Raw genomic sequence first — 25,303 nt, 5'->3', positions numbered from 1 at the left:
CCGGGGACCGCCGTCCAGCGCACGACGCCGCGGAATGGGGCGTCGGCGAGCAGCTCGCGCGCAATCGAGCGTCGACCGAACGTCGACCGAACATCGACCGAACGTCGACCGAACGTCGACCGAACCCCGACGAACGCCGACCGAACACCGGCGCTCGTCGCGCAGAACGCGGAGCGCGCGCTCGAATTCCGTCGGTATGGCGCTCCCGCGCCGCCGAGCGGCGTGTGTCGCGGAGCGAGGGCGCGCTCCCCGCCTCAGCGTGAGCGCGACGGCCAGGTCGACGCGCCGAGGGCGTGGGCGGCGCGCAGGGCCACGACCCGGAGATGGCCGTCCGGCAGGTGCTCCCGTCCGGCGGCGAGCGCGGCCAGCGGCACCCAGTGCAGCCGGCGCGCAGGGCCGGACGGCGCGCGCTGCGGCGCTGCGTCGGCCGGGGCCGGCCCCGGCGCGGCGGTCGCGGTGACCACGAAGGCGAGCGGCTGGACCAGCTCCGGCGTCAGCCCGGCCGAGGGGCGGTACGCGCCCCCGAGCTCGACGGCCTCCCCCGCCTGAACCCCATATTCGGCCTGCAGGCGCGCCCGCACGAAGGCCTCGGCGGCCGCGAGCGAGCGCACGTCCCGCGGCAGCCGCCACGCCGGCGCGACCAGGATGCCGCTGTTCCCCGAGAAGCTCTGGGCCGCCGGCAGGTCGTCGTCGTCGACGCCCAGCACGACCTCGCCCGAGGGCGCGCGCGCGAGCAGCGCGGCCGAGGCGGTCAGCGCCCCGAGCGACCGCGGCACCACGTACTCCAGCTCGCGCGCGGCCACCACGCGGTCGCCCTCGGCGAGCTCCTCGAAGCGCGCGCGCCGCACCTCGAGGAACCCGGCGCTGGCGCTCGGATCCACCCGCGAGAAGCAGCGGCGGCTCGGCCGCTCGAGCAGCGCGCTCAGCGGCGTCGGCTGCACGGTGGCGACCGCGCCGCCGCGCTCCTGCGCCCCGGCGCCCCCGGGGTCCGCGCCGGGCTGCGCCGCGCGCGCCCCGGCGAGCGGGATCTCGTCGCCGATCCACGGCCCGAACGGCAACCCGAAGCGCGCCAGGAGGTCGTAGACGTTGAGCTCGAGCCGCGCGTCGGGGAGGCCCCCGACCTGCGCGGCGCGCAGCAACTGGCGCGCCTCGATGGCGCGGATGCGGCCCGAGGTGCCGAACCCCGAGACGTCCTCGGAGGGCGCATTCACGAACGTGGGCTCGACCTCCACCAAGACCGAGCGCACCTCTTCGAGGATGCCGCCCGGCGACGGGTAATAGGTCGTCCCCGCGATCATCCGCTGGATCGAGGCCGGGGACACGCCGGCTGCCCGCTCCAGCGCCCGCTCGACCGTGTGCCCGACCGGGAGCTCGGTCTGCACGACCGCGATCGGCTCCGCCAGGTAATCGGCGGGGCCGCTGCCGTCGAGGGGCGGAGTCTCCTCGCGGCAGGCGCGCGCGATCGGCCGCGGGTAGCTGGTCCGCGCCAGCACGTACGCGGTGTCGCCGGAGAAGAAGAACGGCACGATATCGAGCGTGGGATGGGGTCGCGCCGCCAGATCGAACACCCGGCCGGTGCGGCGATCCCGGTGGTGCTCTGTCCGCAAGAACTGCTGCGGGCTCTCCGCGGGCCTCAGCCGGAACGCGACCCCCTGGCCGGGCTTCACCTTCTCGCCCACGATCAGGTAATTCGTGGGCGGCCAGGGCAGCGGGGCGCCGTCCTCGTCCCGCAGCGCGAACCGGCCGACGAACCGGTTGCGCACGATCCACGGATTGCGCAGCGGCGTCGACGCGAGGACGCGCAGGCCGAGGCGCGCGAAGAGCGCCTCGAACTGCGCTTGCGAGAAGTAGGTATACTCCTCCTTGACCTCGGCCTCCCAGTCGGCGCGATAGTCCTTCCGCAGCACGAACTCGACAGCATGCTTGTGGGCGAGCCGGTACCGGCGCCACCCCGGCCGCGGCGCGGGCAGCGCGGGAGACGACGCCGGGGTGGCCCCCGCAGGCCGCCCGGGCGCCACGCGGGACAGCGGAAACCCCGGCTCGGGCGACAGCGAGCGAAACTCGCGGGCGAACCGCTCGAGCAGCGCCGCGGTCGAGGCGCTCCGCGGATCAGGGCCGTCGTCGCCGTCGTCGGCGGGCACGTCGAGCAGCACCGCCCCCGGCCCCGGGTCGACGAAGTCCCGCACGACCAGCACCCCGCCCGGCGAGAGCTGCCGCACCTGCGCCGCGAGCGCGTCCGCGGCGTTCTCGTGGCGATAGCCGCCGTAGGAGGTCACGTGGTGGAGCACGGAGGAGTCGAAGATCCCGTCGAGGCTCTCCGGGGGGAACACCGCCGTCGCGATGTCCCCGAGCTGGAAGCTCAGGTTCGGGCGCTGGTGAGCGCGGCGCGCGAGCTCGACGACCGTGGGATCGAGGTCCACGCCGATCACCTCGAGGCGCGGATAGAGCCGGGCCAGCGCGGCGCTGCCCTGCCCCGAGCCCATCCCCATGTCGGCGACGCGCCCCTCGCACAGGAGATGGGCGGCGGTCAGCGCGACCTTCTGGCGCATGGACGCGTCCATCGCGGCCAGGTACCGCGCGTAGGCGGACAGGTCGTCTCGCTGTTGATCCGCCTGGTACCCCGCCGCCGCGCGCGCCGTCATGAGGCCCAGTGTACGCCGGGCGCCCGGCGCGGATCGACGGCGACGTCCGCCCGCGCGCGGGCGCGGCCAGCGCGGCCGAGAGGAACCCCCGGTGACGCGCCGGGTGCTGGACATGTGCGGGGATCTCGATGAGGAGGTCGCGCGCGCCGAAGGGGCGCGCGCGCTGGGCTGACACGGCGCGGCGCCCCCGGCGCTCGCCGCGACAGGCGCGTGGGGGCGCGCCTGTCGCGGCGAGGAGGCGCGCGCCTTGGCGGTCAGGTCGCCGCGATGCCGGGCAGCGGCGACTTGGCCGAGAGGGTCGGATCGCCGAAGCCGTCGTAGTCCGTGACGCCCATCGCGTCGCACAGGTTGAGCAGCACCCGCTCGTGCCGCTCGGAGCTCTTGATGAACCGGCCGTTGGGGCTGGTCTTCAGGTAGCCGTTCGTGCCGCTCGCCAGGACGAACTTCATCTCGTTCTGGGTATGGGCCGGCGCGTCGCCCATGTCGCGGCACCAGGCGACCAGCGTGTTGTCGAGGAGGCTCCCCGAGCCGTCCGCCTCGGGCGTCTCCTTCAGCTTCTTGACGACGCGGACGAACTGCTGCGAGAGCCACCTCTCGAGCTCGGCGAGCTGCCCCTTCTCCGGGCCGTGGATCATCTGGTTATGCTGCTCGGCGCTGATGCTCATCTTGAGCTCCCACTGTTCCTTGTTCAGCCCCGTCACCATGTTCTGATCGTTGCCGAACTGGATCCCGGCGACCCGGGTGATGTCCGACGCGAAGGCGCCGGCGATGATGTCCAGGTGAAGGACGTTGCGCTCCAGCGGGACGGTCGGGTCGCTGGTGGGCGCCGTAGGGATCTGGGGGCCGCCGCCGCCCTCGCCCCCTCCGTTCCCCGGCATCGTCGCCGAGAGCCGCTGCTCGATCTGCCGGATCGACTCGAGGTGCAGATCCAGCTTGTACTGCTGCTCCTTGCCCAGGTTCCCCTTCAGCGTCGCGATCTCGCTCTTGAGGTTGTCGAGGACGCTCTTGCGCCGACGCAGCATGGCCTCCAGGGCGGCGGTGTTGTCGGTGCCCGGGGTGGTCGGGACCGCGTTCCCGAACACCGTCTTGAAGGCGGACACGGGCGAGTCGATGGGGACCAGGTTGTCCTTCTTGTAGAACCCCGTCTTGCCTTGCACCTCCTCCTTGGCGCCGAGCAAGAGCGTGGGGATCATCCCCGCCGGCCAGGTGGCCTTCAGCTTCTCGGCGATGAACTGATCGACCGAGATCAGCCCGTACTTGCCGTTGCTGTAGTAGCCCATGCCGGTGAGGCCGTCCGCGGACCCGTGGTTGTTGCTGGGGCTCCCGCTGGGGAGACCGTCCAGCATCACGATGTGCTCCTTGATCTCCGCGAGCGGCGACGTGGCCTCGCTGAACGTGGGGGTCTCCCCGGAGACGCTCGTGGGCCTCCAGATTCCGGGGTCCGTCCCCATCGTGAAGAACACGAGGAGCCGCTTCATCTTCTTGGGCGCCGCGTTGGCGATGGAATCATAGAACGGAGAGAACAGCAGGCTGGCTCCGACGCTGGCCCCGACACCCTTGAGAAAACATCGACGACTGTGGCTGCGCATGACCGATCCTTTCACTCGCTACGAACTTCTGGTGTTGCAGCCGTGGGGCTCACGGATCTTGAACTCTGCGGGTGAAGTGCGGCACGCGCGCGAGCGCGAGCCATACGCTCTTGAGGGCGAAGTTGCCGGCCTCCGCCTCTTGCCGGGCCGCCTCGTACGTGCAGCCGTCCTCATTCCAGGTGTCGCCGAACGCGTAATACGACCAGTGGCGGATCATGCAGTCCTTGACGTCCTCGCTCGCCGCGAGGTAGTCGGCCAGCTGGTTCACGCCGTCGAACACGAAATTTTCGCCCGAGGGCGGCTCGACGATCTCGCCGCTCGAGTCGATGGCGATCCCGTTCTCCTGGTCCCGCCATCGACCGATCGCGTCGTAATGCTCGAAGCCGAGCCCGATCGGGTCCATGTCGATGTGGCAGCTATGGCAGAAGCCCGGCTCCGTGTGCTGCTCGACCATTTCCCGCGTGGTGGCCGGCGTCTCGGGGATCTTGATGTTCGGATCCACGCCGGGCGGCGGGGGCTCCAGCGGCTGGCACAGCAGGCGGGTGCGGATCATCTTGCCGCGCTGCGTCGGCGAGGACAGCTTGGAGCCCGCGTGCCCGGCCAGGAAGCTGCCGTGGGCCAGGATGCCCTTGTCGCGCTGCCCTCCGGAGAGATCCACCCGGGTGAAGTCGGGGCCCCCGGCGCCCCCCATGCCGTAGTGCTGGGCCAGGTTGCTGTTGAGGAACGTGTAGCTCGCCGTCAGGAGATCGGAGAACGTGCCGGGGTTCTGGGGGTTGAACGCGACATCCATGATGAGCGCCCGCGACTCGTTCATCATGTCCTGGCGCAGCGCGTCCGGGAGATCGTAGAGCGCGGGGTCCTTGACCGTGGTGATCAGGCGGTTGAGCTGGAGCCAGCCGCGCATGAACCGCATCAGCTCCTCCTGGGCACGCGGGTCCTGCAGGAGGCGCTGCGCCTGCGCGTCGATCTGCTCGGGCGTCGAGAGCTGCCCCTGGTCGGCCGCCTGGAGCAGCGTGTCGTCCGGCATGCTCCCGGTCAGGAGGTACGAGAGGTTGCTCGCGATCTCGTGCTGGCCGAGGTTGAAGAGGGCCGGGTTGCTCGGGTCGGGGCTGCCGATCTCGCGGCGGTACAGGAAGTAGGGCGACTGCAGCATGGCGCCCACCACCACCTTGGCGCCGTCCTCGAACGAGCTCTCCGCGGCGAACAGCGCGTCGTAGGCGGCCACGCGATCTTCCGCGAGCGGCTCGCGGAACGCGCGGCGGCCAAAGTCGGTGATGAACTGCCGCCGACAGGCCTCGTCCGTGGTCCTGCAGGTGACGGAGGTGATGCCGCCGAGCTTGTTCGTCACCGCCCAGTCCGCGGTCGACTCGGCCCAGTCCATGATCTGGCTGGCCGTCAGGTCGCGGATCACCAGCGCGTTCGCGTCGCTCGCGAACCCGAGCACATGCGGATCATTGAAGATGCTCGGAAGATCGACGCTCGGATCCCTGAAGAGATCGCGGACGGTGGCCTCGAACTGCTGCACCGAGAGGCGCCGCACCATGCGCGGGCCGGGGGTGCTGTTGTCGGCCTGCATGCAGGCCGACACCTCCGGGATGTCGTGGGGCATCTCCGGCGGCTCGCCGATCGGGGTCTCGCCGCCGCCAGGACCGGAGCTGCTCCCGCTATCGCCGCCGCTGCTGCTGCTGCTCCCATCGCCGCCGGCAGGGGTGCCGTCGAGATCGCCCAGGTTGCCAAGACAACCGAGCGGGCCGGCGAGGAGGAGCGCCACCGCGGCGTAGCGACGGCACACGCTCGCCGGGACTAAGCTACCAAGCGTACTCATCATTGTTCGAGAAAAACCGATGTCTCTCATATTGTCAAGCCCCGATCATGCGGTGTCGACTCGATGTGCTCGAGTGCTCCAGCTGCAATCGCTGCTATCGCCGATTGACTCAGCGCCTCGGCGCTTCTGGCGGCCTCCGCTCGCGCGGCCGCACCCACAGTGACATTGTCATGATGAGACCGAGCCCAGACGCGCCGCGTCGAGCCGATTCACATGCTGGCCACCACGTGAGATCGTGAAGCGCGCACCGGCACCGGGATTCGAGGCGAGCAGCTGGCGAGCACCTCGGTCGCCGTGAGCATCGGAATGCGGTCCATGCCCGGATGTAAAGCAAGCGGTATGCCGCGGCGTTTCTCGCGGATTGCGCGGGAATCGTGCGCCGGCTTCTGAATTTTTTCGGGAGTTTGTCGGGTGGACCCGAGGAGGTCCAGGAAGCGCGATCCACCGCTACCGGGATCCAGCGGCGCCTTCCTGTGCCCGAGCCACGGGCCGGGAGCCGGGTCGGAGCGCCGAGCACGATCGGGCCGCACCAGGCCCCGGAGGGCGAGCGCAGCGCCAGGCGCGACGCGGAGCGGCAACGCGCTGCGCCAGCCCTGGCCGCCTGGCGACGGGGGGTGTCGAGAGGTGCTGTTAGCCCTTGGACCAGGCGCTGATCGACCGGTAGCTCGCGACGGACTCCTCGATGACCTCGAGGGCGCGCTTCCGGTCGTACATCGTGTCGACCTCGGCGAGCTTGTTCTCCAGCGTCTTGTAGTCGACGAAGAACCGCATGAGCTCCCTGGTGACGTGCGGGGGCAGCTCCTCGTGATTCATGTAATGGGCCACGGACGGGTCGTCGACGGCGACCGCGATGATCTTGTCGTCGACGCCCTTGTCGTCCCGCATGAAGAAGCCGCCGATCGCGCGCGCCCGCACGATCGTGAGCGGCACGACCGGCTCCTGCATGAGGACGAGGACGTCCAGCGGATCGCCGTCGCCCGCGTGCGTCTGGGGGATGAAGCCGTAATTGGCGGGGTAATGCACGGACGAGTAGAGGACGCGATCGAGCATCAGGAGGCCGGTCTTCTTGTCGACCTCGTACTTGCACTTGGACCCCTTCGGGATCTCGATGACGACCGGGAAGAAGTCGTGTCGACTGTCGGGAAGCAAGATGTCGTGGAGAGGATGAGTCATTGAGCGTCCTGGTCTGTCGCCCCACCCGGGAAGCGAGCCGGGCGAGGTGCGCGCAGGTATAGCAGACGCCCGGCGGATCGCCGCGGTGAGATGCCCCACCGGGCGAGGCGATGCGGGAGCGCCTCGCGCCGGCGATCGGACGAGCCCGAGCTCGGCGGTCGCCGGAGCTGGGGTGGGTGACGGACCCGCCCGGATGGATGAGCGTGACCGGCGGCCGCCGCCCGTGCGATGAGCTAGGCCCCATCGCGACGACGCCCCCAAGGCGGCTTCCAGAGGGATTTCATGCTCTCCAAGCGATCGTGCTCCACGCAGGCACCCTCCCGGCGACCCGAGCGGGCGTCTGCCACCCTGGACGCGACCGCTCCGCCGCCGTGGCGACGCGCGGCGCTCGCGGCGCTCGCGCTCGCCGGTCCCGTTGCCGGCCTCCAGGTCGCGTGCGCGCCGGAAGCAGCCGCGCCGCCCGCGCCGGAAGCAGCCGCGCGGCCCGCGCCGGAAGCAGCCGCACGGCCCGCGCCGGAAGCGACCGCGCTGCCCTCGGCGCTCGCGACCTCCGCCGGCGCTCAGGGCCGCGCGCCCGCGGCGGACGACGCCGGGGCGGCCCGCGGCCCCGCGGAGGGCGACGCCGGGGCCGCCGGCTCCACGGCCGATGCGCGCCCCGTGGTCTCGCCGGTGCTGCGACCCGCGCCGCACGAGGCCCCGCAGCGCGCCTGCTCCTTCACGCTGCCCCTCTGCGTGCACGCGCCCGCGGGGCTCCCCGGCGCGGCCCTCCTCGAGAGCCTCGCCCACGCCGAGGCCGCCCTGCGCACGTACGACGCGCTCGGCCTCCCGCGGCCGCTCCCGGACGGAGACCGGGGCGGCAGCCCATCGTACGACCTCTACCTCGAGCGCGACCCGCGCCGCGGCTTCCTCGCCCAGGACCCCCGCCACCACGACCCCCACCCCCGCCCCATCCGGGTCGGGCACGACCTGCGGGCGCCGGCCGAGCGGTTCGACGCCGCCAGCGCGTTCGCCGTCATCGCGGCGCCGGAGGGCCGCGGCTGCGCGGGCGCGTCCGACGCGGCCTACGCCCTCGCCCACGCCGCCGCCATGCGCCTCGACGCCGGGGCGGAGGAGAGCGCGCTCGCCATGACGGCGAGCTACCTCGCCACGATCGCGGCGCCGTGCGCGGCCGAGGAGCTCGCCGCCGTCGACGCCTTCCAGCGGGCGCCCGAGCGGGCGCTCACCGGCGCGACGCTCGGCGCGCTCGACGGCTCCCTGCTCTTTCCGTGGTACCTCGACCACGCCTACGGCACCGGGCCCCCCGCGCAGGTCGCCATGTCGCTGCTCGCCATCGCGGCGCAGTCCACGCCACCGGGCGCGCCCCGCTTCCGCGCCGAGCCCGACGTCTTCGACGCGCTCCGGGCGTCGCTCCGGGCCCGCGGCAAGGACCTCGACGACCTGCTCCTCGAGTTCGCGATCGCGCGGGCGTTCCTGGGCAGCCGCGGCGACGGCGCCCACCTGCCAGGCGCCGAGCGCTTCGGCGACTTCGGCCGGGTGCGCTTCGAGTGGTCGCTGCCGTACGCCTCGCTCCCGCGGCGGGTCGCGCCCCTGCGGCCCATCGAGCCGACCGGCGCCACGTACCTCTGGCTCGATCTCGGGGCCGGCGCCGCGGCCGCGGGGCCCGACCTGAAGGCGGCCGAGATCACGCTCGTGGCCGACTGGGAGCTGCCCGCGCTGTTCCGCTGGGCCATCGTGAAGGTCGACCGGCAGGGCGCCGAGGCGGGCCGCGTCGAGGTGGCCGGCATCTACGGCAGCACCCGCGCGCAGCGCACCGTGGTGGGCCTCGACGGCCTCGCGGGGCTGCTCATCGTGGGCGTCAACGCGGGGAGCATGATCCGGAGCCGGCCGTTCGACCCCGACGAGGCGCCGTTCATGCCGCACGCGTACACGGTCTGGCTGTCCAGGTAGCCGCCGGGCCGTCAGCCGAACAGGCTCCACTCGTCCTCGATGAGCGACAGCGCGTCGAGCAGCTCGACCGCGAGCTCGCGCTCCAGCCACTCGCCGACGCGCTGGCCGGCCGCGATCGCGCTGAAGCTCTCGCGCGGGATGCGCTTCGCGAGGTGCATCAGGCACGCGCCGGTCCGGTCGAGGCGCGCGACCCAGTCGGTGTCCCGGTACGCGTACCTGGCCTGGTGGAGCAGCGACTCGCTCAGCGCGGAGAGCCGGTCGCGGATCACGTCGGCGGGCTCGGCGCGCGACGCGATCGCCTCGCGCGCGTCGCGGATGCCGCGCAGCACCAGGCCGACCGGCGCGCCGGGGTGGAACGACGAGCGCTCCGGCGAGAACGTCAGCGCGTCGAGCGCCAGGAAGTACCAGGCCTGCGGCGACGCCACGCGGTAGAGGTACGCCGCGCCGCACGCGTCGGCCGCCTCCATCGCGATCTGCCAGGCGCCCTCCTCGTCGACGTCGTCCTGCTCCGCGAGGAGGCCGTCGATGCGCTCGACCCCCGTGTCGCGAAAGAACGGATCGGCCCACGCCATGACCAGGACCGACGTGGCGCGCGACCAGCTGCACAGCAGCCGCGCGCGCGCCTCTGCGGACACGCGGCCGCCCGGCGCGAGCCAGACGAAGCGCCCCTCCTTGAGATCGGCCCGGTACTCGTGCAGCGAGGCGCCGTGGGCGGCGAGCTCCTGGAAGAGCTGCTCGCCCCGCTCGGTCCAGCGCTGGGCGAGCACCTCGGCGGGGCTGCCGGACTGCGTGTCGTCCCAGTCGAGCTCCGGCGCCCGGGGCGGCGAGAGCGCCGCGTCCTCCTCCGCCGAGGCGGGCCGGACCCGCCGCTTCCGCGGCGCGGCGCGGGCCGGCTCGGCGGCGCGCGCGCGCCCGGCGCGCGCCTTCGGCGAGGCAGGCCGCTCCGCCGCGGCGCGCGCCGCCTTCGCCTTCGCGGCCTTCGCGCCCTTGGGCCGGGCTCGCGAGCTGGCGGGCCGCTCCGCCCCGTCGCGCAGCGCGGCCGGCGAGCCCGCCGTCGCGCCGCCGCGCGCGCGCGGCTCCTCGGGAGGCGCTGCGCGCGCGCGCCCGCTGGATGCCTTGACGGTGCGCCTGGGTTCGGCCGATGTCCCCCGACCGCGCGGTTTGGGCATTGGGACAGGGTACCATGAGGCCCGACGGCCACACCGTTCGAGCCGCGCGGGCGACCTGGGTTGCGGGCGGGTGGTGGTCGCGTCGGGCGCCCCGAGCGCCTCGTCCTGTGGGCTGCCCCGCGGGTCAGCCCGCCTCGCCGAGGGCGCGGCGCACGACCTTCTTGAACTTGACGAGCGGCTGGGCGCCGTTGACGAGGTAGCCGTTGATCACGAACGCCGGCGTCCCGTTGATGCCGGCGCCCCGCGCGACCGCGGCGTCGGCCTCGACGGCGGCCCTGTGGGTGCGCTCGTCGAGCGCCCGGGCGAAGCGCGCCGCGTCGAGCCCGAGGAGCGCGGCGTGCCGCTCCAGGGCCGCGCGATCGAGGTTCGAGGAGGCGGTGTCCTCGAAGAGCAGGTCGTGCATCTTCCAGAAGCCGGACGGCCCCTTTTGCGCCAGCGCCTCCATCGCCGCCTCGGCGGCGAGCTGCGCGTCGGGGTGGAAGGGGAGCGGCATGTGCCGGAAGACCACGCGCACCTTGCCCGGAAAGGCCTTGAGCAGCGCGTCCATCGTGGCCGCGCCGCGCGCGCAGTAAGGGCACTGGAAGTCGGCGAACACCTGGATGACCACCTTGCCGGCGGCCGCGCCCTTGCCGGGGTGGCCCTTCGGCGGCGGGGGCACGGACACCTTCGGCGGGGGCGCCGGCGGGACCGCCTGCTTCTGGATCGCCTCGTACACCGCCGCGCGCGGCGTCCCCGCCACCACCAGCGCCTCCGCCCGCCGGATCTCCTCGTCGATGATCGCCTGGAACTCCTCGATCGGCCGCGCGCCCGCCAGGCTGCGCCCGTTGATGAAGAAGTGCGGCGTCCCCCGCACGCCGAGGTCGTCCGCGAGCTCCATGTCGGCGTCGATCCGGGCCGCGTGCTTGCGCGAGGCGACGGCGCGCTTGGCCGCCGCGACGTTGAGCTTCAGCGCCGCGGCGACGGCCTCGAGCGCGGCGTCGTCCAGGGTGCCCTGACCGGAGAGGAGGCGCTCGTGGGCCTGCCAGAAGGCCGCGTCGCCCTTCTGGGCGCGGGCCTCGCGCGCGAGCTCTGCGGCGGGCTCGGCGCGCGCGTGGAACGAGAGCGGGTTGTCCTTCCAGACGACGCGCAGCCTGTCGCCGTACTGCGCCGTGAGCTTCTCGATCGTGGACATGGCCCGGCCGCAGAACGGGCACTGGTAGTCGCCGAACATCACCAGCGTGACGAGCGCGGTGTCCTCGCCGCGCACGGGCGAGTCCCCGACGGGCACGAGGTGCACCGTCGCGCTGTCCTCCTCGCCGGCGTCGTCGCGCGCGGCGGCGGCCGCGGCGGCGGCGAGGTTCTTCTTCGTGAGCGCCGCGTACACCTGCGCCGGCGGGGTGCCCTCGTCGCGCAGCGCCCGCGCCTCGGCGAGCTGCGCGTCGATGATCGCGGCGAACCGCGCGGCCGGCTGCGCGCCGACGAGGGGCACGCCGTTGATGAACGACGCCGGCGTGCCGGTCACGCCGAGCCGCGCGGCGAGCGCCATGTCCGCGTCGACCTTCCGCGCCGCCCCGCTCTTCTCCAGGAGCTGCTCGAGCTGGCCGGGCGTGACCCCCGCCCTCCGGAGCGCCGTCGCCTCGACCTCGGGCGAGAGCCGCTCGTCGGCCTGGAAGATCGCGTCGTGGAAGGCCCAGAAGGCGCTCGCGCCGGCGTGCGCGAACACGGCCATCGCCGCCTCGGCGTTCGGCCGGGCCCGCTTGTGGAACGCGAGCGGGAAGTTCTTCCACGCGATCCGCAGCCGCTCCGGGCCGTACCGCTGCTCGAGCTGCCTGAGGGTGCCGGCGAGGTGCTTGCAGTAGGGGCACTCGAAGTCGGAGAACACGACGATCGTCACGGGGGCGAGCCGGCTGCCGCGCGCCGGATCGGCGCGGGTGACCGGCACCGGACCTGGGTCGGCCTCCTCCTGCGGGGCGTCGGAGGGCGGCGCTTGCGGCGCGGGGCCCGCGCCCGGCGGCCGCGCCGCGACGCCGCCGACCTTCGCCGGCCGCGAGCCGTCCGGTGCGGGCGGTGACAGGGCGGGGCTGCATGCGAGCGAGAAGAGCAGCGAGATCCAGGCGACAGCGGCGAGGGTGCGGCGGAGCATCGCGCGACTGTACCCGCATTTGCGCTTCGCGCAGGATCCGCGAGGGCCGCCGCGTCCGAGGGAGCAGCACGGACGCGGCGCCGGCCGGGCTCACGGCGTGAAGCGGCCCGCGCTCGGCGAGCTCGCCTAGCCGCCAGCTTCCGCGGCCGCCGCGCCAGGCTGCGCATGTCCGGGTCGCGGCGAGCGGCTCCGGGCTCTCCAGCGCGGCGAAACGGCTCTGGCGCTCGCGATCGGGGCACCATGGATCGCGCATCGAGGGCGGATCCACCGCCGGGGCGGGCCTGGAGGTCGCCGGCGGGGGTCCCGAGGTCGCGTGGCGGGGGGTACGGACCGGTGGCCTGGGTAACGGTTCAGACCGGGAGCCTGGGTAGCACCCGGACGGACCGGGAGCCTGGGTGACATATGTCGTAGAGGGTCGGCGACGGAGGATCGCTGGTGCCCTGGAAAGAGACATGTTCAGTGGACGAGAGGCTTCAGTTCATCGCGCAGGTCAACGAGTCGGACGAGACGTTCGCGGAGCTGTGCCGACGGTTCGGCATCAGCCGGAAGACGGGGTACAAGTGGGTGGAGCGTTACGAGCAAGCCGGACCTCGTGGTCTGGAGGAGCGGCGGCCCGTGGCGCACACGTTCCCGCATGCGACGCCAGCGGCGATCGTCAACGCGCTGGTCGAGCTGCGGAAGGAGCGACCCACCTGGGGTCCGAAGAAGCTGCGCGCCCGGCTGGAGAGCATGGGCCTTGAGGGGCTGCCGGCGACGAGCACCATCGGCGAGCTGCTCAAGAAACACGGGCTGATCCGGCCCCGGCGGCGCCGCGTGGTGATGCCGACGTCAGCGATGCCGTCGACGCTGGCTCCAGCGGAGCAGCCTAATGACACATGGTGCGCCGATTTCAAGGGGCATTTCGCGCTTGGCGACAAGACCCGGTGCCACCCGCTGACGTTGACGGACCAGGCGTCGCGGTACTTGCTCAAATGCGAGGGCGTAGCGAAGCCGGACGAGGCCTCGGTGCGGCCGCACTTCGAGCGCGCGTTCCGCGAGTTTGGGCTGCCGAATCGTATCCGCTCCGATAACGGCCCGCCGTTCGCCACGCAGGGCATTGGAGGGCTCTCGGCGCTGTCGGTGAGCTGGATCAAGCTCGGCGTGGTTCCCGAGCGCATTGAGCCCGGCAAACCGCAGCAGAACGGCCGGCACGAGCGCATGCACAAGACGCTGAAGGCGGAGGCGACATCGCCGCCCGAAGCCACGCTCGCGGCGCAGCAGCGCGTCTTCGACCGCTTCCGGCACGAGTACAATGACCAGCGGCCTCACGAGGCGCTCGGCCAGAGGACGCCGGCTTCGCGCTACACGCCGTCGCGGCGGACGATGCCGAGCAAGCCCTCCTCGCCGGAGTATCCGGACACGATGGCCGTGCGACGCGTGGGGGACATGGGTCGGCTTCAGTTCGGTGGCGCGAACACCTTCGTCTCCAAGCTGATCGCCAACGAACCCGTGGGGCTGCTTCCGATCGCCGACGACGTCTGGGAGCTGTACTACGGGCCGGTTCTGCTCGCGCAGGTCACCTTGAAGAACAAGGAGCTGCAGCTCGCCAAGGCACGGTGACCTGCGCGCACTCACGCCGGAACGTGAGGAGAGGCTCGCGTGTACCGAGACCGCGGGAAGCGGTTCGTGTATAGATCCTGGCGGTCCGAGAGAGCGCGGTGAGCGTGTCGCGTCGACGAGGATCCGGCCCCTGTTCCCAGTCCTCCCGGAGCAGGGGCCCGTAGCTCAAGGAAGTGTCACCGCTGCTCCCGGTCAGAACTGTTACCAGGGCTCCGCTCGTACAGGGTCGGGGGCATCTCGAGACCCCCCTCGACCGTTCTCGAGACCCCCTCGACCGTCCTCGAGACCCCCCTCGACCGCTCTCGGGACTGCCGATCTCGCTGCCGAGACCCCCCTCGACCGCTCTCGGGACTGCCGATCTCGCTGCCGAGACCTCCCTCGACCGTTCTCGGGAGCGCGCGGCGGGTTCACCGCGCCGATTTGCACGACCCGGCCGCAGGCCTGCGGAGCCGCGCGGCCGGTGCTCCGCGGCCGCGCTGCATCCTCACGATTCCCCGCCTGGCAACCAGGTTCGTGAGGCGATCTCGATAGGCTACGGCTCCGCCGGCTCATCCACCTCTCCGCCGAGACGGCGCTTCACCCAAGGTGGAGCATCTCGACGCACCCTGATCGCCCCGTCTGCCTCACGCACGACGTTGGGCGCCAAGACGATTGTGGACTGGGTTGGCCGGAATGCGGCAGGGTCCGAGCGCGATCCGGCGTCTGGTCCGGCATACCATCCGATCTGTCCGTCGGGAAACTTGCGCCCGATGATGAGCCCATCACCGTCGATCGGCCATTCGTCGGGCTTATGATAGCCAATGGTTCCATCCGCGTGCTGGACGATCACAGCCTCGGGTAAGCTGTCCAATTGCTCGCGCACGCGCCGGATCTCCGCGGCGATTCGGGGCTCGATATCGGAGGAGCGATCGAGATCGGATGGCTCAGGGGCATCGGGCGCTTTCGTCTCGGAGTTCCATGCGCCAAGAGCCAGGCAGAAAGCCAGTTGCGCCTGCACCGGAGCGATCTCGTCGCGTTCAGCCTCGCAGCCCTTGCCGGCGGGCCCCGTGGGCGAAGGTGCGGGCGGCGCGGTCGGAGGCGCCAGGGCGCTTGATGCATCGCGTGGCACGAAGCGTCCAACGTAGGCGCCAGCAATGCCGATGGCGGCGATGAGCGCGACTGCGACGGAGCGATGAATTATCATGGACACATCTCACTGTGACCGCTTCACCGGTTCATCCACCTTTCCGCCAAACATGCGTTGCACCGCAGGCGGAGCAGGCCTCCCATCGATGGTGATCGTCCCGTCTGGCTCGACCCCCCAGTCAGTCGGCGGGATCTGTGCAGGATCGGAGGGTCGGAACGCGGCAGGGTCCGAACGCGGTCCGGCATCTGGTCCGGCATAAAATCCGATTTCGCCGCTTGGCAGCTTTCGCGCGATGATGACCCCATCACCGTCGTTCCCCCACTCGTCGGGTTCATAGACACCTGTGCTTCCATCGTAGTGCTGGACGATCACCGCCTCGGGATAACCATCCAAGAGCTTGCGATTCCGCCGGATCTCATCCGTGCTTGACCGGCCTCGCGAGCCTATGGAATCAGCCAGAGAATCGGGCTCAGATCGCTCGGGAGCCGTGGACGGTTCGGCGTCGGGGGCCCGCGTGCCAAGAGCCGTGCACATCGCCAACCTTGCCTTGATGGAGGCGAGCTCGGCGCGTATAGACTTGCAGCTAGGGTCAGAGGCCTTCGCGTCCGAAGGCGCGGAGGATGCGCTTGGAGCCGCTTGGGCGCTTGCCGCATCGCGTCGCAGGGCGCGTCCAATGAAGGCGCCAACGAAGCCTGCAATGAGCGCTAGTACAAGCCAGCTACGAAGGGTCATCGCGCATCTCTCTACTACATAGGACATCCTGGGGGTACAGGCTGGCAAGCCTCGTGGTCTTGATCAGCCCACTCCTTTGGAGGAATACCAACGTCGCATGGCGTCACGAACGTGCCAGGATTGGATGGGGGACATACCTCGAACCCTTGCGCTTCCAGCTCTCTCACGCCATTTATCACTTTAAGTTCGAATTCTATTTCCCGCTCATGAGCACCAACATCTTTGCATTCGGGCGTAAACGAGACTTCACGAACATTCGAACAATATGCAGCGCAGTAGATGGGCGGGTCCGCATGACAGAAAGGCAGGTCCGAGCCTTGACCGGAAATTCCAGCGCTAGGGAGGCAGTCCTTTCCTCCGATCGAGGAAAGAGCAAATACGAGCACCATAGTACGCGAAACGAAGCGCTTCATGCGAATCTCCTGTGGGGTTAAGCTCACGTCCCGCGCCGCGCACGCGTGAAGTCCGGCGACGCGTGGCCCATTCGCGCTCGCGTCCACGGAAGCGGCGTTGCGTCCGAACTGCACGCAGGCGCCTTCCTGGCGAGCAGCACCACGCCGCAGAACGGGCATGGTGAGCAATATAAGTCACAAAACGCTGAGGGGTCGCCGTGTGCATTCCGAATTTGGCGACGGTTGTCTGGCTGAAGCGCGGCGTCAACAGTGCCCTGGCACACACAGACGTCCTTGCGAGGCCATCCAGGGCCGCGGCGTCCGAGCTGGCGGTCGTCTGGACGGATCTCGGCGTCGTTATGGCCGACGCGATCGAGCTCCGGGAGGTGGCCGGCGCGGACTCGGCCAGCTCACCGGCTGCCGCGTGTCCCATGGACCGCGCCTCCGGCCCCCGCCGCAGGGCCGTAACCGAGCAACCCCCGGGTGGAGGCAGGCGTCATTGACGCCCCCGTCCCCTTCGGCCATGACGGGCCCGGCGCGCCGCTCGGCTGCGCCGCGCACTGCCAGGAGAAGCGCACCGGGGGAGCCCATGGAGAAGGTCTACAGCGCCGCCCGCATCCGGCCGGAAGAACACAGGGACGTCCTGGCAGAGCTCTGGAGAGTGAACCTCGCCGGCGGCGACGTGCCGCAGGAGCTCGTCGAGCGGCGGATGCGCTGGTTCCAGGAGCAGAACCCCGCGGGCCCCGCCAGGACCTGGATGGGCTACCACGGCCCCGAACGCGAGGTGATCGGCAGCGGCTCGTTCATCCCGCGCGACGTCCATGTCAGCGGGAGAATGCTCAAGGCCGGCGTCCTGGGCGACTTCGCCGTGACCAAGGCCCACCGCATCGCCGGCGCCGCCATGAGCATCCAGCGCGAGATCGCGAAGGGCTGCCGCGACGCCGGGGTCGACTTCCTGTACGGCTTTCCCAACAAGGCCTCTTTCCCGATCTTCCAGCGCGCCGGGTACAGGAAGATCAGCGATTCCACGACCTGGGTCCGGCCCCTCACGGCCGCGTACAAGATCCATGAGCTCGCCGCCCTGTCGGCCGGGGAGCAACAGGACATCGTGAGCGCGGTGACGCAGCGCGTGGCCGAGCGGGCCGCCTCGGCGGTGCCCCACGCCCGATGGCGCGCGCTCTGGGAGTCGGCCGATCCGGGCGCCCCGCCGGCGCCGCTCGCGCGGGCGCTGTCGACCGCGGCGGAGCGCGCCGTGCAGCGGGCGACGGTCCGGCCGGACAGCGCGCTGGTCCGCGCCGCGGGGCGCGCGCTCGACGCCTCGATGGCGCTCAGGGACACGGCGGCGCTGCTCGCGAAGCGGGTGAAGGGCGGGCGCGTGCGCACGGAGATCACGGAGAGCGCCGATCACCGCTTCGACGCGCTGTGGTCGCGGGCGAAGCCCTCGCCGATCGCCGGCGAGCGGAGCGCCGCGTTCCTGAACTGGCGGTACGCGCGGCTCGGCGCCGTCCACTACCGCTTCTTCTGCATGCTCGACAGGCACGACGGGCGGCTGCTCGGCTACGCCGTCTACACGGTGCGGAACAACAAGGTCGAGGTGGTCGACCTGTTCTGCGAGGACCACGGGCCCACGGCCGACCTCCTGCTCCTCGAGCTCTGCCAGGCGATGCGGCGCGAGGGGCACGCCTCGGTCGGCATCCTCCTCGTGAGCCCCCCCTCGTTCGGCGCGCGCCTTCGGGCGCTCGGCTTTTTCGCCCGCCCGCACCCCCCGGGCGTCGGCTCGCGGTGGCTGGTCGTGCACGTCGACCCGAGCTCCCCGGACGAGCTGCGGCGCGCGCTGCTCGACCCGAACAGCTGGTTCATGACCGACGGCGAGCTCGACGTCTGATCGCCGGACCCCGGGCCCCCGCGTCGCACCGAATCGCTGGACCGCCTCCGGCCGCCGATTACCCTTGCCTCCATGGATAACGAGGCGCCGGCCCTGTCCATCGCCCGGCTGCGCTCCGTCTGGGATGCGGAGGTGGGGCCCTCCGCGCGGCGCGCGCTCGCCGCGGCGGCCTGCGCGGGGCTGTTCGTCGCGGCGCACGTGGCGCGGCTCGGGTTTCCGCTCGCCCGCGGGCTCGCCGGCGCCGGCGTCGCGCTGCTCGTCGCGGCGATCGCCGCGCGGGCGATCGTCGTGCGGCGGCGCCGCGGCGACGCCCGGCGCACGGTGCGCGACGTCATCGGCCGCACCGACGCGGCGCTCGCCGCCGCGACCCTGAGGGCGCTCGCGCTCGTGGATCGCGCCGCGGTCGACGACCGCGTGGGCTCGCCCGCGCTCGCCGGCCTGCACCTCCGGCGGCTGCTCGGCCGCGCCTCGCAGCCGCGCATCGTCACCCGCGCGCAGCAGGCGGCGGCGCGGTGGGCGACCGCGGGCCTCGCCCTCGGCGCCCTCTCGCTCGCCGCCGCGGCGTTCGAGCCGGCGCGCGTCGTCGAGGGGCTCGACGTCCTCGCCGCCCGCGGCGGCGAGGCGCCGGTCGAGCTGCCGTGGATCGAGGACGTCGAGATGACGGCCACGCCGCCCGAGTACCTGCACGAGAGCGCCGAGGTGCTGCTGCCGTTCGCGCCGACGATGCAGCCCCGGGGGACCGTGATCACGGTGCGGGGCCGCCCGATCCGGGAGGGGCGCGCGCTCGTGCTGACGGACGGCGACGCCGAGGTCCCCTTCGTCGACGACGGCGCGGGCGGCGTGGTCGCGCGCTGGACGCTGGGCGACTCGACGACCCTCCAGGCGGCCGCGCGCTTCGGGCGGGTGCGCATCCGGCAGGCCGACGCGCAGCGCGTGGTGTCGATCGCGGACGACGCGCCGCGCGTCACGCTGGAGGGCGCGCCGCGCACGGTGAAGCTCCTCGAGGAGCCCAGCATCCCGCTCCGCTACACGGTCACCGACGATCACGGCCTGCGCGAGGTGGTCCTCGTGCTGCGCGCCGGCGCGAAGGAGGAGCGGCGCGTGCTCTCGCGGCCGGCGGGGGACGCGCGGGTCGACCGCGGCGGCTACGAGCTCAGGGCGCGCGATCCGTTCTTCCGCAGGACCTATGTCCCCGTCGAGGCGCGGATCGAGGCGCGGGACAACGATCCGATCGAGGGCCCCAAGTGGGGCAGGAGCGAGGCGATCGTGATCGTCCCGCCGCAGGTGGGCGAGCCGGAGGCGCGGCGCTACGTCGCGCTCGCGAGGGCGCGCGACGCCCTGACGGATCTGCTCGCCGATCGCATCGGCCAGCAGCCGCCGGGCGCGCCGGGCGCGGCGGCGCACGCGGCGCACGAGGCCGAGGTGCAGGCGGCCGCGGTGGCGGAGGTCGAGAAGGCGCTCGCCGCCGAGTACGGCGGCCTCCGGGTGCGGGGGCGCGCCGCCTCGCTCGCCCGGGGTCAGCTCGCCAGGCTCGACGAGGCGCTCGCCGCGGAGCGCAAGTCGACGACCCGCGCCGCGCACCAGAGGCTGCTCGACGAGACCGAGGGCGTGCTGCTCGCGTTCGACGCGGGCCTGCGCGGCCTGGGGTACCGGGACGCCCGGGCCGTCGCGCAGCGGCTCGCCGACGTGGCGGACGAGGCCGCGCTCGCGGCGGAGCTCCTGGAGAGCGGCGGCCGCGAGGACGGCGAGGGGCGCCTCACGGCGGCCGTCACGGTGCTGGACGGCGGGGGGGCCGAGCTGCGCAAGCTCGGCGAGCTCGGCCGCGATCTCGGCGAGATCGTCGCGAACGATCTGCGCCGGATCGCGCGGGCCCGCGGCGCGCGCGACTGGATGCACGCCGAGCTCGCGGCGCGCGACCTCGCGGCCCGGCTCCGGCGCCCGGAGCCCTCGTTCGGCGGCGGTCGCGGCGGGGTGGAGTCGGGCGCGCCGCGCGGGCCCGAGCCCGGGGACGCCTCGCGGGCCGACGAGAGCGTCGCGCAGGGCGAGCGGGATCTCGAGGAGCTCGCGCACGATCACGCCGCGGAGACGAGCGCCGTCGCCGAGGAGCTCGCGCGCGCGTCGTCGCCCGAGGACATCGCGGCGCTGCGCGAGGAGGCGAAGCGGCACGCGGAGGCGATCCGCGAGGCGGTGCGGCGCCTCCCGCAGCCCGGCGCGGCGCCGGGCTCCGCCGAGTCCGCGGCCGCGGCCGGCAGGGAGCAAGCCGAGGCGATGGCCGGCGCGCTGGAGCAGGGCCGCCCCGAGGACGCGGTCCAGAGCGGCAAGGGCGCGATGCGCTCGCTCGGCGAGGCGAAGCGGCTCGGCGCGCAGAGCGGCGGCTTCTTCCCCGAGGAGCGGGCGGGCCGCGAGGCCGCGGCGGCAGAGCAGGTGCTCGCCGGGGAGCTGGCCTGGGCCGAGGAGGCGCTGCGCAGGCTCCGGCAGGCGGCGGCGGAGCGGGCGCGGGAGGGCCTGGAGCGGTCGAGCCGGCGCGAGGGCGCGCTCGCCGATCGCGCGCGCGAGCTCCGCGAGCGGGGCGAGCGCGGCGACGCCCGGATGCCGGAGGAGATGCTCGAGCGCCTCGACGAGGCCGAGCAGGCGATGCGCGACGCCCAGCGCGCCCTCGCGGAGGGGGACGGCGAGCGGGGCAACGAGCGCCAGCGCGAGGCGCAGCGGCTGCTCGAGATGTCGCGCGGCGAGGACCTGGGCCAGGAAGGCGACGCTGAACCGGAAGGGGAGAGGGACATGGCGAGGAAGGCCGACATCCCGGACAAGGACGAACACAAGGGCCCCGAGGAGTTCCGGCGGCGCGTGCTCGAGGGGCTCGGGGGCACCTCGGAGCCGCGGCTGAAGGAGGCGGTCAAGCGGTACGCGGAGGGGCTCCTCCGATGAGGCGCGACGACCAGGGAGGCGCGGGGCGGCCGGCCGGCGCCCCGCGGACCGCGGCGGCGGCCGCGAGGCGCGGCCTCAGGGCGGTGATCCTCGCCGCGCTCGCGACGGCGTCGGCGACCGCGTCCGGCCGCCTGCCCGCGGTCGATCTCGATCGCGTCATGCGGGCGCGCGCGGCGATCCTGGAGATCGACGCCCCGGCGGCGCGGGAGATCCTGAAGGACGCCGATCCCGCGGACCTCGCGCTCGCGCTCGAGCGCGGGCGGCTCGCCCTCTACGAGGGCGACTGCGACGCCGCCTCGGCGATCCTCGCGCGCCCCGATCTGGCGGCGACGGCGGAGGGCGCGGCGCTCGGCGACATCGCGCGCGGCTGCGCCCGCGCCACCGCCGCGACGGTCGTCGTCCACGACGAGGCGCGCGGGGTCTGGGTGCGGCTCCAGGACGACGAGGATCGCGCGCTCGTGCCGCTCCTCGTCGAGGTCTCCTCGAAGATGCGCGACGTGCTCGCGGAGGATCTCGGCGTCGAGCTCCTCCGGCCGATCCGGATCGATCTCGTCCGGGACCAGTTCACGCTCTCGGCGATGACGGGCTTGCCGGAGGAGGCGGCGCGGACGACGGGCACCGTCGCCATCGCGAAGTGGGGGCGCGTCACGATGCTCTCCCCGCGCGCGACGCCGAACGGCTATCCCTGGCTGGACACGCTCGCGCACGAGCTGACGCACCTCGCGCTCTCGCGCGGGACGCGCGACAACGCCCCGCTCTGGCTGCAGGAGGGCGTGGCCAAGCGCGAGGAGGTCCGCTGGCGCGAGCCCGACCCGCTCGACGACGTCCCGTCCGCGGACGCGATCGCGCTGCTGGGCAACCAGCGGGGGCTCGGCCACCCGCTCGACAAGCTCGGCCCCTCGATCGCGATGCTCCCGAGCGCGGAGGAGGCGGCGGTCGCGTTCGCCGAGGTCGCGAGCTTCATCCGGTACTGGACGAAGCAGTCGGGCGACCGGGCGCTCCCGGAGCTCCTGCTCCGGCTCAAGGCGGCGACGAGCGACGCGGATCTCGAGCGGGCGATCACCGAGATCTCGGGGGCGGATCTCGCGACCTGGGACAAGCGCTGGCGCGCCTACCTCGCGACGGTGCCGGCCGACGTGCCGCCCGACCTCGCGCCCGGCGGGGACATGCCGCACCGGCAGGAGGTGGGCAAGCGGGTGCGCCTCGGCCAGCTGCTCCACGACCGCGGCCACTACCACGCCGCGGCGATCCAGCTCGCCCGCGCGCAGGCGCTCGCGCCGCACGAGCCGGCGGTGCGCTGCCACCTCGCCGCGGCGCTGCTCGCGTCCGGCGAGCGCGCGAGCGCCGCGCCGCTCGTCGAGCGGGCGCAGGACGTGAACAGCCGCTACGGCCGGTGGTGGTCGCTGCACGGGCTGCTCCACGGGGGGCAAGGGCCCGACGCGGACCGCGCCTTCTCCGTGGGCATCGAGCTCGATCCGCTGAGCCCGGAGGTGGCGTGCGAGGAGAAGCTGCCGCCCGAGCTCCCCGGGGATCCGATCCGGTCAGCGCTGTGCGAGGCCGCGCGCCGCGTGGCGCCCTAGCGCTACTGCGGGAAATCGGCCGGAGAGGCGAACCGCCATGACGCCAAGGGCGCCAAGAAACCAGGGAAGTAGAAGGGGAAAATGGAGGGACAACCCTTCCCCTCTCTTCTTGGCGTCGCTGGCGCCATGGCGGTTCTTCTGCTGATCCGGGGCAACTTCTCCTCCCGCTTCGCCGGACGCCGCCCTTGCGGGGGCGAGCGCGAAATCATGTCGATAAAATTGCTCCTCTGAACGTAATGGCATCGTCACGCCGGTTTCTGCGCCGGCGCGCTCGCTCCGGCTTTCCTTGCTCTGGAGCGCGGTCCTAGGGTGACGCCCGATGTCCAACGCCGGTCGCGCCGGTCGCATCGCCCTGGTCACCGCGCTGAGCCTCGCCACGCCAGCGTGGGCTCACGCGCTCGACCGGCAGGAGCCGTCCCTGGCGGATGTATCTGATGTATCCGGCGAGCTCAGCGCCGTCTCCGTGATTGCGTTCGGCCTGCTGCCCACCGCGGCCCTGGGCTTCTCGCCCGCCATGACCCTCCGCTGGCCCGCCGTCTCCCTGACGTTCGAGCCCCGCGTGCTCGTGGAGGTGGCGAGCGGCGCGCCCCCCGGCTCCGCGCTCGCGAGGATGAGGCGCAGGACCACGCTCGGGGCCATGTCGGCGTGCAGGCACGAGGACGCGCTCTTCGTGTGCGGCGTCTTCCAGCTCGGCGTGCTCAGCGCCTCGCCCCGCGAGGACGCGGCGCTGGAGACCGGGACCCCCCTGCTCGTCACGTTCGGCGCGCGCGGGGGCGTCGACTGGCGCTTCTCGCGGTCCGTGCACCTGCGCAGCTTCCTCGAGCTGCACGGCACCCTCGGGCGCCCCTTGCTGACGGTGGGCGGCGCCGAGGCGTGGCGGGCCCCGGCCGGCGCGCTCATCGCCGGGGTCGGCCTGACGTGGCCCATGGCCCCGGCCAGGGCGCCGCGCGCGCCCCGCACGGCGGGCCGGGGCGCCGGGGCGCAGGCCGGCGCCGAGTAGGTGCGGGGGCCCCGCGCGCGGCAGGTGCGGGCGCCCCGCGCGCGGCGCGCACGGCCGGACCTGGGGTCAGCCCTTCGACCGGAGCGCGCGCGAAAGGGTGTTCCTGCCGACGCCGAGCCGCTTCGCCGCCTCGGTCTTGTTCCCCTCGCACGCCCGCACCGTCGCCCCGACGTAGCGCCGCGTCACCTCGTCGAGGGTGAGGCCGAGCGGCATCGCGACCTGGGCGTCCCCCTCGGCCGCCGCGGCGGCGGGCGCCGGGGCGCCCTCGCGCCGCCGCGCCGGCAGGTGACCCGCGGTGATGCGGCCGTCCGGCGTGAGGGCGATGGCGCTCTCGACCCAGTGCTCGAGCTCGCGCACGTTGCCCGGCCAGGTGTGCGCGCGGATGTGGCGGAGCGCGTCCGGGTCGAAGCGCGGCGACGGCCTGCCGTACCTGGTCGCGTAGACGTCCGCGAAGTGCCGGGCCAGCGTCTCGACGTCCTCGGGGCCGCGCTCCCGCAGGGCCGGCAGGTCGATCTCGACGACGCGCGCGCGGTAGTAGAGGTCCTTCCGGAAGCGACCCTCGGCGACCGCGCGCTCGAGGTCGCAGTGCGTCGCGCACACGACGCGCACGTCGGCGCGGAGCGTCTCGCGGCCGCCGACGCGCTCGAAGGCGCGCTCCTGCAGGAAGCGGAGGAGCTTGCCCTGGATGTCGAGCGGCAGATCGCCGAGCTCGTCCAGGAAGAGCGTGCCGCCCTCCGCCAGCTCGACCTTGCCCGGCACGCGGCGATCCGCGCCCGTGAAGGCGCCGCGCTCGTGGCCGAAGAGCTCGCTCTCGACGAGCTGCGCCGGCAGGGTCGTGCAGTCGACGGTGACGAAGGGCCGGGTCTGACGCCGCGAGTTGACGTGGATCGCCCGGGCGAACAGGCCCTTGCCCGTGCCGGTCTCCCCGCGCAGGAGCACGGTCGCGTCGGTCTGCGCGGCGAGCTGGACCTTCTCGTACACGGCGGCGAGCCGCGCGCTGCGGCCGACGATGCGGTTGAACGGCCCCTGCAGCACGACCCCCGGCCCGCCGCCCTCGGCGGCGCGGAGCGTCGTCAGCGAGAGCGCGCGGGCGAGCTGCGTGGAGAGCGCGACCAGGTAGCGCTCGTCCTCCTCGTCGAAGGGCGCCCCGGCGCGGTTCAGGAGCTGGACGACGCCGCGGACCGGCGCGGCGCCGTCCTCGCGGATCGGCGCGACGAGCATCGAGCGCGTCGTGTAGCCCGTCGCGCGATCGGCGGACGGATCGAAGCGCGGATCGCGCGCGGCGTCGTCGACGCGCACGACCTCCCCCGTCCGGGCGACGTGCCCGGCGATGCCGCGCTCGAGCGGCTGCCGGAGCGCGGGGAGCTCGGGCAGGAGGGCGACGCGCGTCACGAGATCGCCGCGCTCCGCGTCGACGAGCCAGATCGTGGCGCGATCGGCGCGCAGCGCCCTCGCGAGCCGCTCGCACGCCGTGCCGAGGAGGGCGTCGAAGTCGACCTCCCGGGCGAGGAGGGAGGCGAGATCGACGAGCAGCGACAGGCGCGACATGGATAGCGGAGCAGGATCCAGCATAGAGGGCGCAGCCCCTGTCGTCACG

14 protein-coding genes are annotated in these 25,303 nt (G+C 73.0%); 6 read left to right on the top strand and 8 right to left on the bottom strand.

Annotation, left to right across the window (positions count from 1 at the left end; translation table 11 throughout):
• Positions 1–254 precede the first annotated feature (254 nt).
• From WMF31_RS41360 to WMF31_RS41345, 4 genes are all read right to left on the bottom strand, one after another.
• Complete coding sequence (locus WMF31_RS41360; RefSeq protein WP_436607381.1) at positions 255–2,642, bottom strand: methyltransferase domain-containing protein; 2,388 nt, start codon at positions 2,640–2,642, stop codon at positions 255–257.
• Between the two features lie 254 nt (positions 2,643–2,896).
• Positions 2,897–4,231 (bottom strand): DUF1552 domain-containing protein, encoded by a 1,335-nt coding sequence (locus WMF31_RS41355; protein WP_436607380.1) that lies wholly within the window; start codon positions 4,229–4,231, stop codon positions 2,897–2,899.
• A gap of 49 nt (positions 4,232–4,280) precedes the next feature.
• On the bottom strand, positions 4,281–6,023 hold the full coding sequence (locus tag WMF31_RS41350; protein WP_436607379.1) for a DUF1592 domain-containing protein: 1,743 nt from the start codon (positions 6,021–6,023) through the stop codon (positions 4,281–4,283).
• Between the two features lie 663 nt (positions 6,024–6,686).
• On the bottom strand, positions 6,687–7,229 hold the full coding sequence (locus WMF31_RS41345; RefSeq protein WP_436607378.1) for an inorganic diphosphatase: 543 nt from the start codon (positions 7,227–7,229) through the stop codon (positions 6,687–6,689).
• Between the two features lie 282 nt (positions 7,230–7,511).
• Between WMF31_RS41345 and WMF31_RS41340 the strand changes: the two genes are divergently transcribed.
• Entirely contained in the window at positions 7,512–9,176 is a 1,665-nt protein-coding gene (locus WMF31_RS41340; protein ID WP_436607377.1) for a hypothetical protein, read from the top strand.
• Positions 9,177–9,187: 11 nt separating this feature from the next.
• Here WMF31_RS41340 and WMF31_RS41335 read toward each other — a convergent pair whose 3' ends face one another.
• Together WMF31_RS41335 and WMF31_RS41330 are read right to left on the bottom strand one after the other, a co-directional pair.
• Positions 9,188–10,345 carry a DUF6882 domain-containing protein gene (locus WMF31_RS41335; RefSeq protein ID WP_436607376.1) on the bottom strand — a complete coding sequence of 386 codons (1,158 nt, stop codon included), beginning with the start codon at positions 10,343–10,345 and terminating at the stop codon, positions 9,188–9,190.
• Positions 10,346–10,469: 124 nt separating this feature from the next.
• Positions 10,470–12,467, bottom strand: coding sequence for a thioredoxin domain-containing protein (locus WMF31_RS41330; RefSeq protein ID WP_436607375.1), 1,998 nt, complete (start codon positions 12,465–12,467; stop codon positions 10,470–10,472).
• A 435-nt stretch (positions 12,468–12,902) separates the two neighbouring features.
• Here WMF31_RS41330 and WMF31_RS41325 point away from each other — a divergent pair, with 435 nt between their 5' ends.
• Positions 12,903–14,066 carry an IS481 family transposase gene (locus WMF31_RS41325; RefSeq protein WP_129346352.1) on the top strand — a complete coding sequence of 388 codons (1,164 nt, stop codon included), beginning with the start codon at positions 12,903–12,905 and terminating at the stop codon, positions 14,064–14,066.
• A gap of 532 nt (positions 14,067–14,598) precedes the next feature.
• On the opposite strand, the gene WMF31_RS41320 is transcribed toward WMF31_RS41325, so the two are convergent.
• Complete coding sequence (locus WMF31_RS41320) at positions 14,599–15,249, bottom strand: hypothetical protein (RefSeq protein WP_436607374.1); 651 nt, start codon at positions 15,247–15,249, stop codon at positions 14,599–14,601.
• Between the two features lie 1,656 nt (positions 15,250–16,905).
• Between WMF31_RS41320 and WMF31_RS41315 the strand changes: the two genes are divergently transcribed.
• The 4 genes from WMF31_RS41315 to WMF31_RS41300 all read left to right on the top strand — a co-directional run bounded on the left by WMF31_RS41315 (position 16,906) and on the right by WMF31_RS41300 (position 23,706).
• Positions 16,906–18,201 carry a GNAT family N-acetyltransferase gene (locus WMF31_RS41315; RefSeq protein WP_436607373.1) on the top strand — a complete coding sequence of 432 codons (1,296 nt, stop codon included), beginning with the start codon at positions 16,906–16,908 and terminating at the stop codon, positions 18,199–18,201.
• Positions 18,202–18,273: 72 nt separating this feature from the next.
• On the top strand, positions 18,274–21,126 hold the full coding sequence (locus tag WMF31_RS41310; RefSeq protein ID WP_436607372.1) for a DUF4175 family protein: 2,853 nt from the start codon (positions 18,274–18,276) through the stop codon (positions 21,124–21,126).
• Entirely contained in the window at positions 21,123–22,706 is a 1,584-nt protein-coding gene (locus tag WMF31_RS41305) for a hypothetical protein (protein ID WP_436607371.1), read from the top strand. The genes WMF31_RS41310 and WMF31_RS41305 overlap by 4 nt, the downstream gene beginning before the upstream one ends.
• 319 nt (positions 22,707–23,025) lie before the next feature.
• Positions 23,026–23,706 carry a hypothetical protein gene (locus tag WMF31_RS41300; RefSeq protein WP_436607370.1) on the top strand — a complete coding sequence of 227 codons (681 nt, stop codon included), beginning with the start codon at positions 23,026–23,028 and terminating at the stop codon, positions 23,704–23,706.
• A gap of 66 nt (positions 23,707–23,772) precedes the next feature.
• Here the strand turns inward: WMF31_RS41300 and WMF31_RS41295 are convergent, their stop codons facing one another.
• On the bottom strand, positions 23,773–25,254 hold the full coding sequence (locus tag WMF31_RS41295; protein WP_436607369.1) for a sigma-54-dependent Fis family transcriptional regulator: 1,482 nt from the start codon (positions 25,252–25,254) through the stop codon (positions 23,773–23,775).
• Positions 25,255–25,303: the final 49 nt, after the last annotated feature.

This window comes from Sorangium sp. So ce1036 (assembly GCF_051369805.1).
GTDB lineage: Bacteria > Myxococcota_A > Polyangia > Polyangiales > Polyangiaceae > Sorangium > Sorangium cellulosum_F.
The sequence above is the reverse complement of the archived record's forward strand: the minus strand, read 5'-3'. Positions and strand labels throughout refer to the sequence as shown.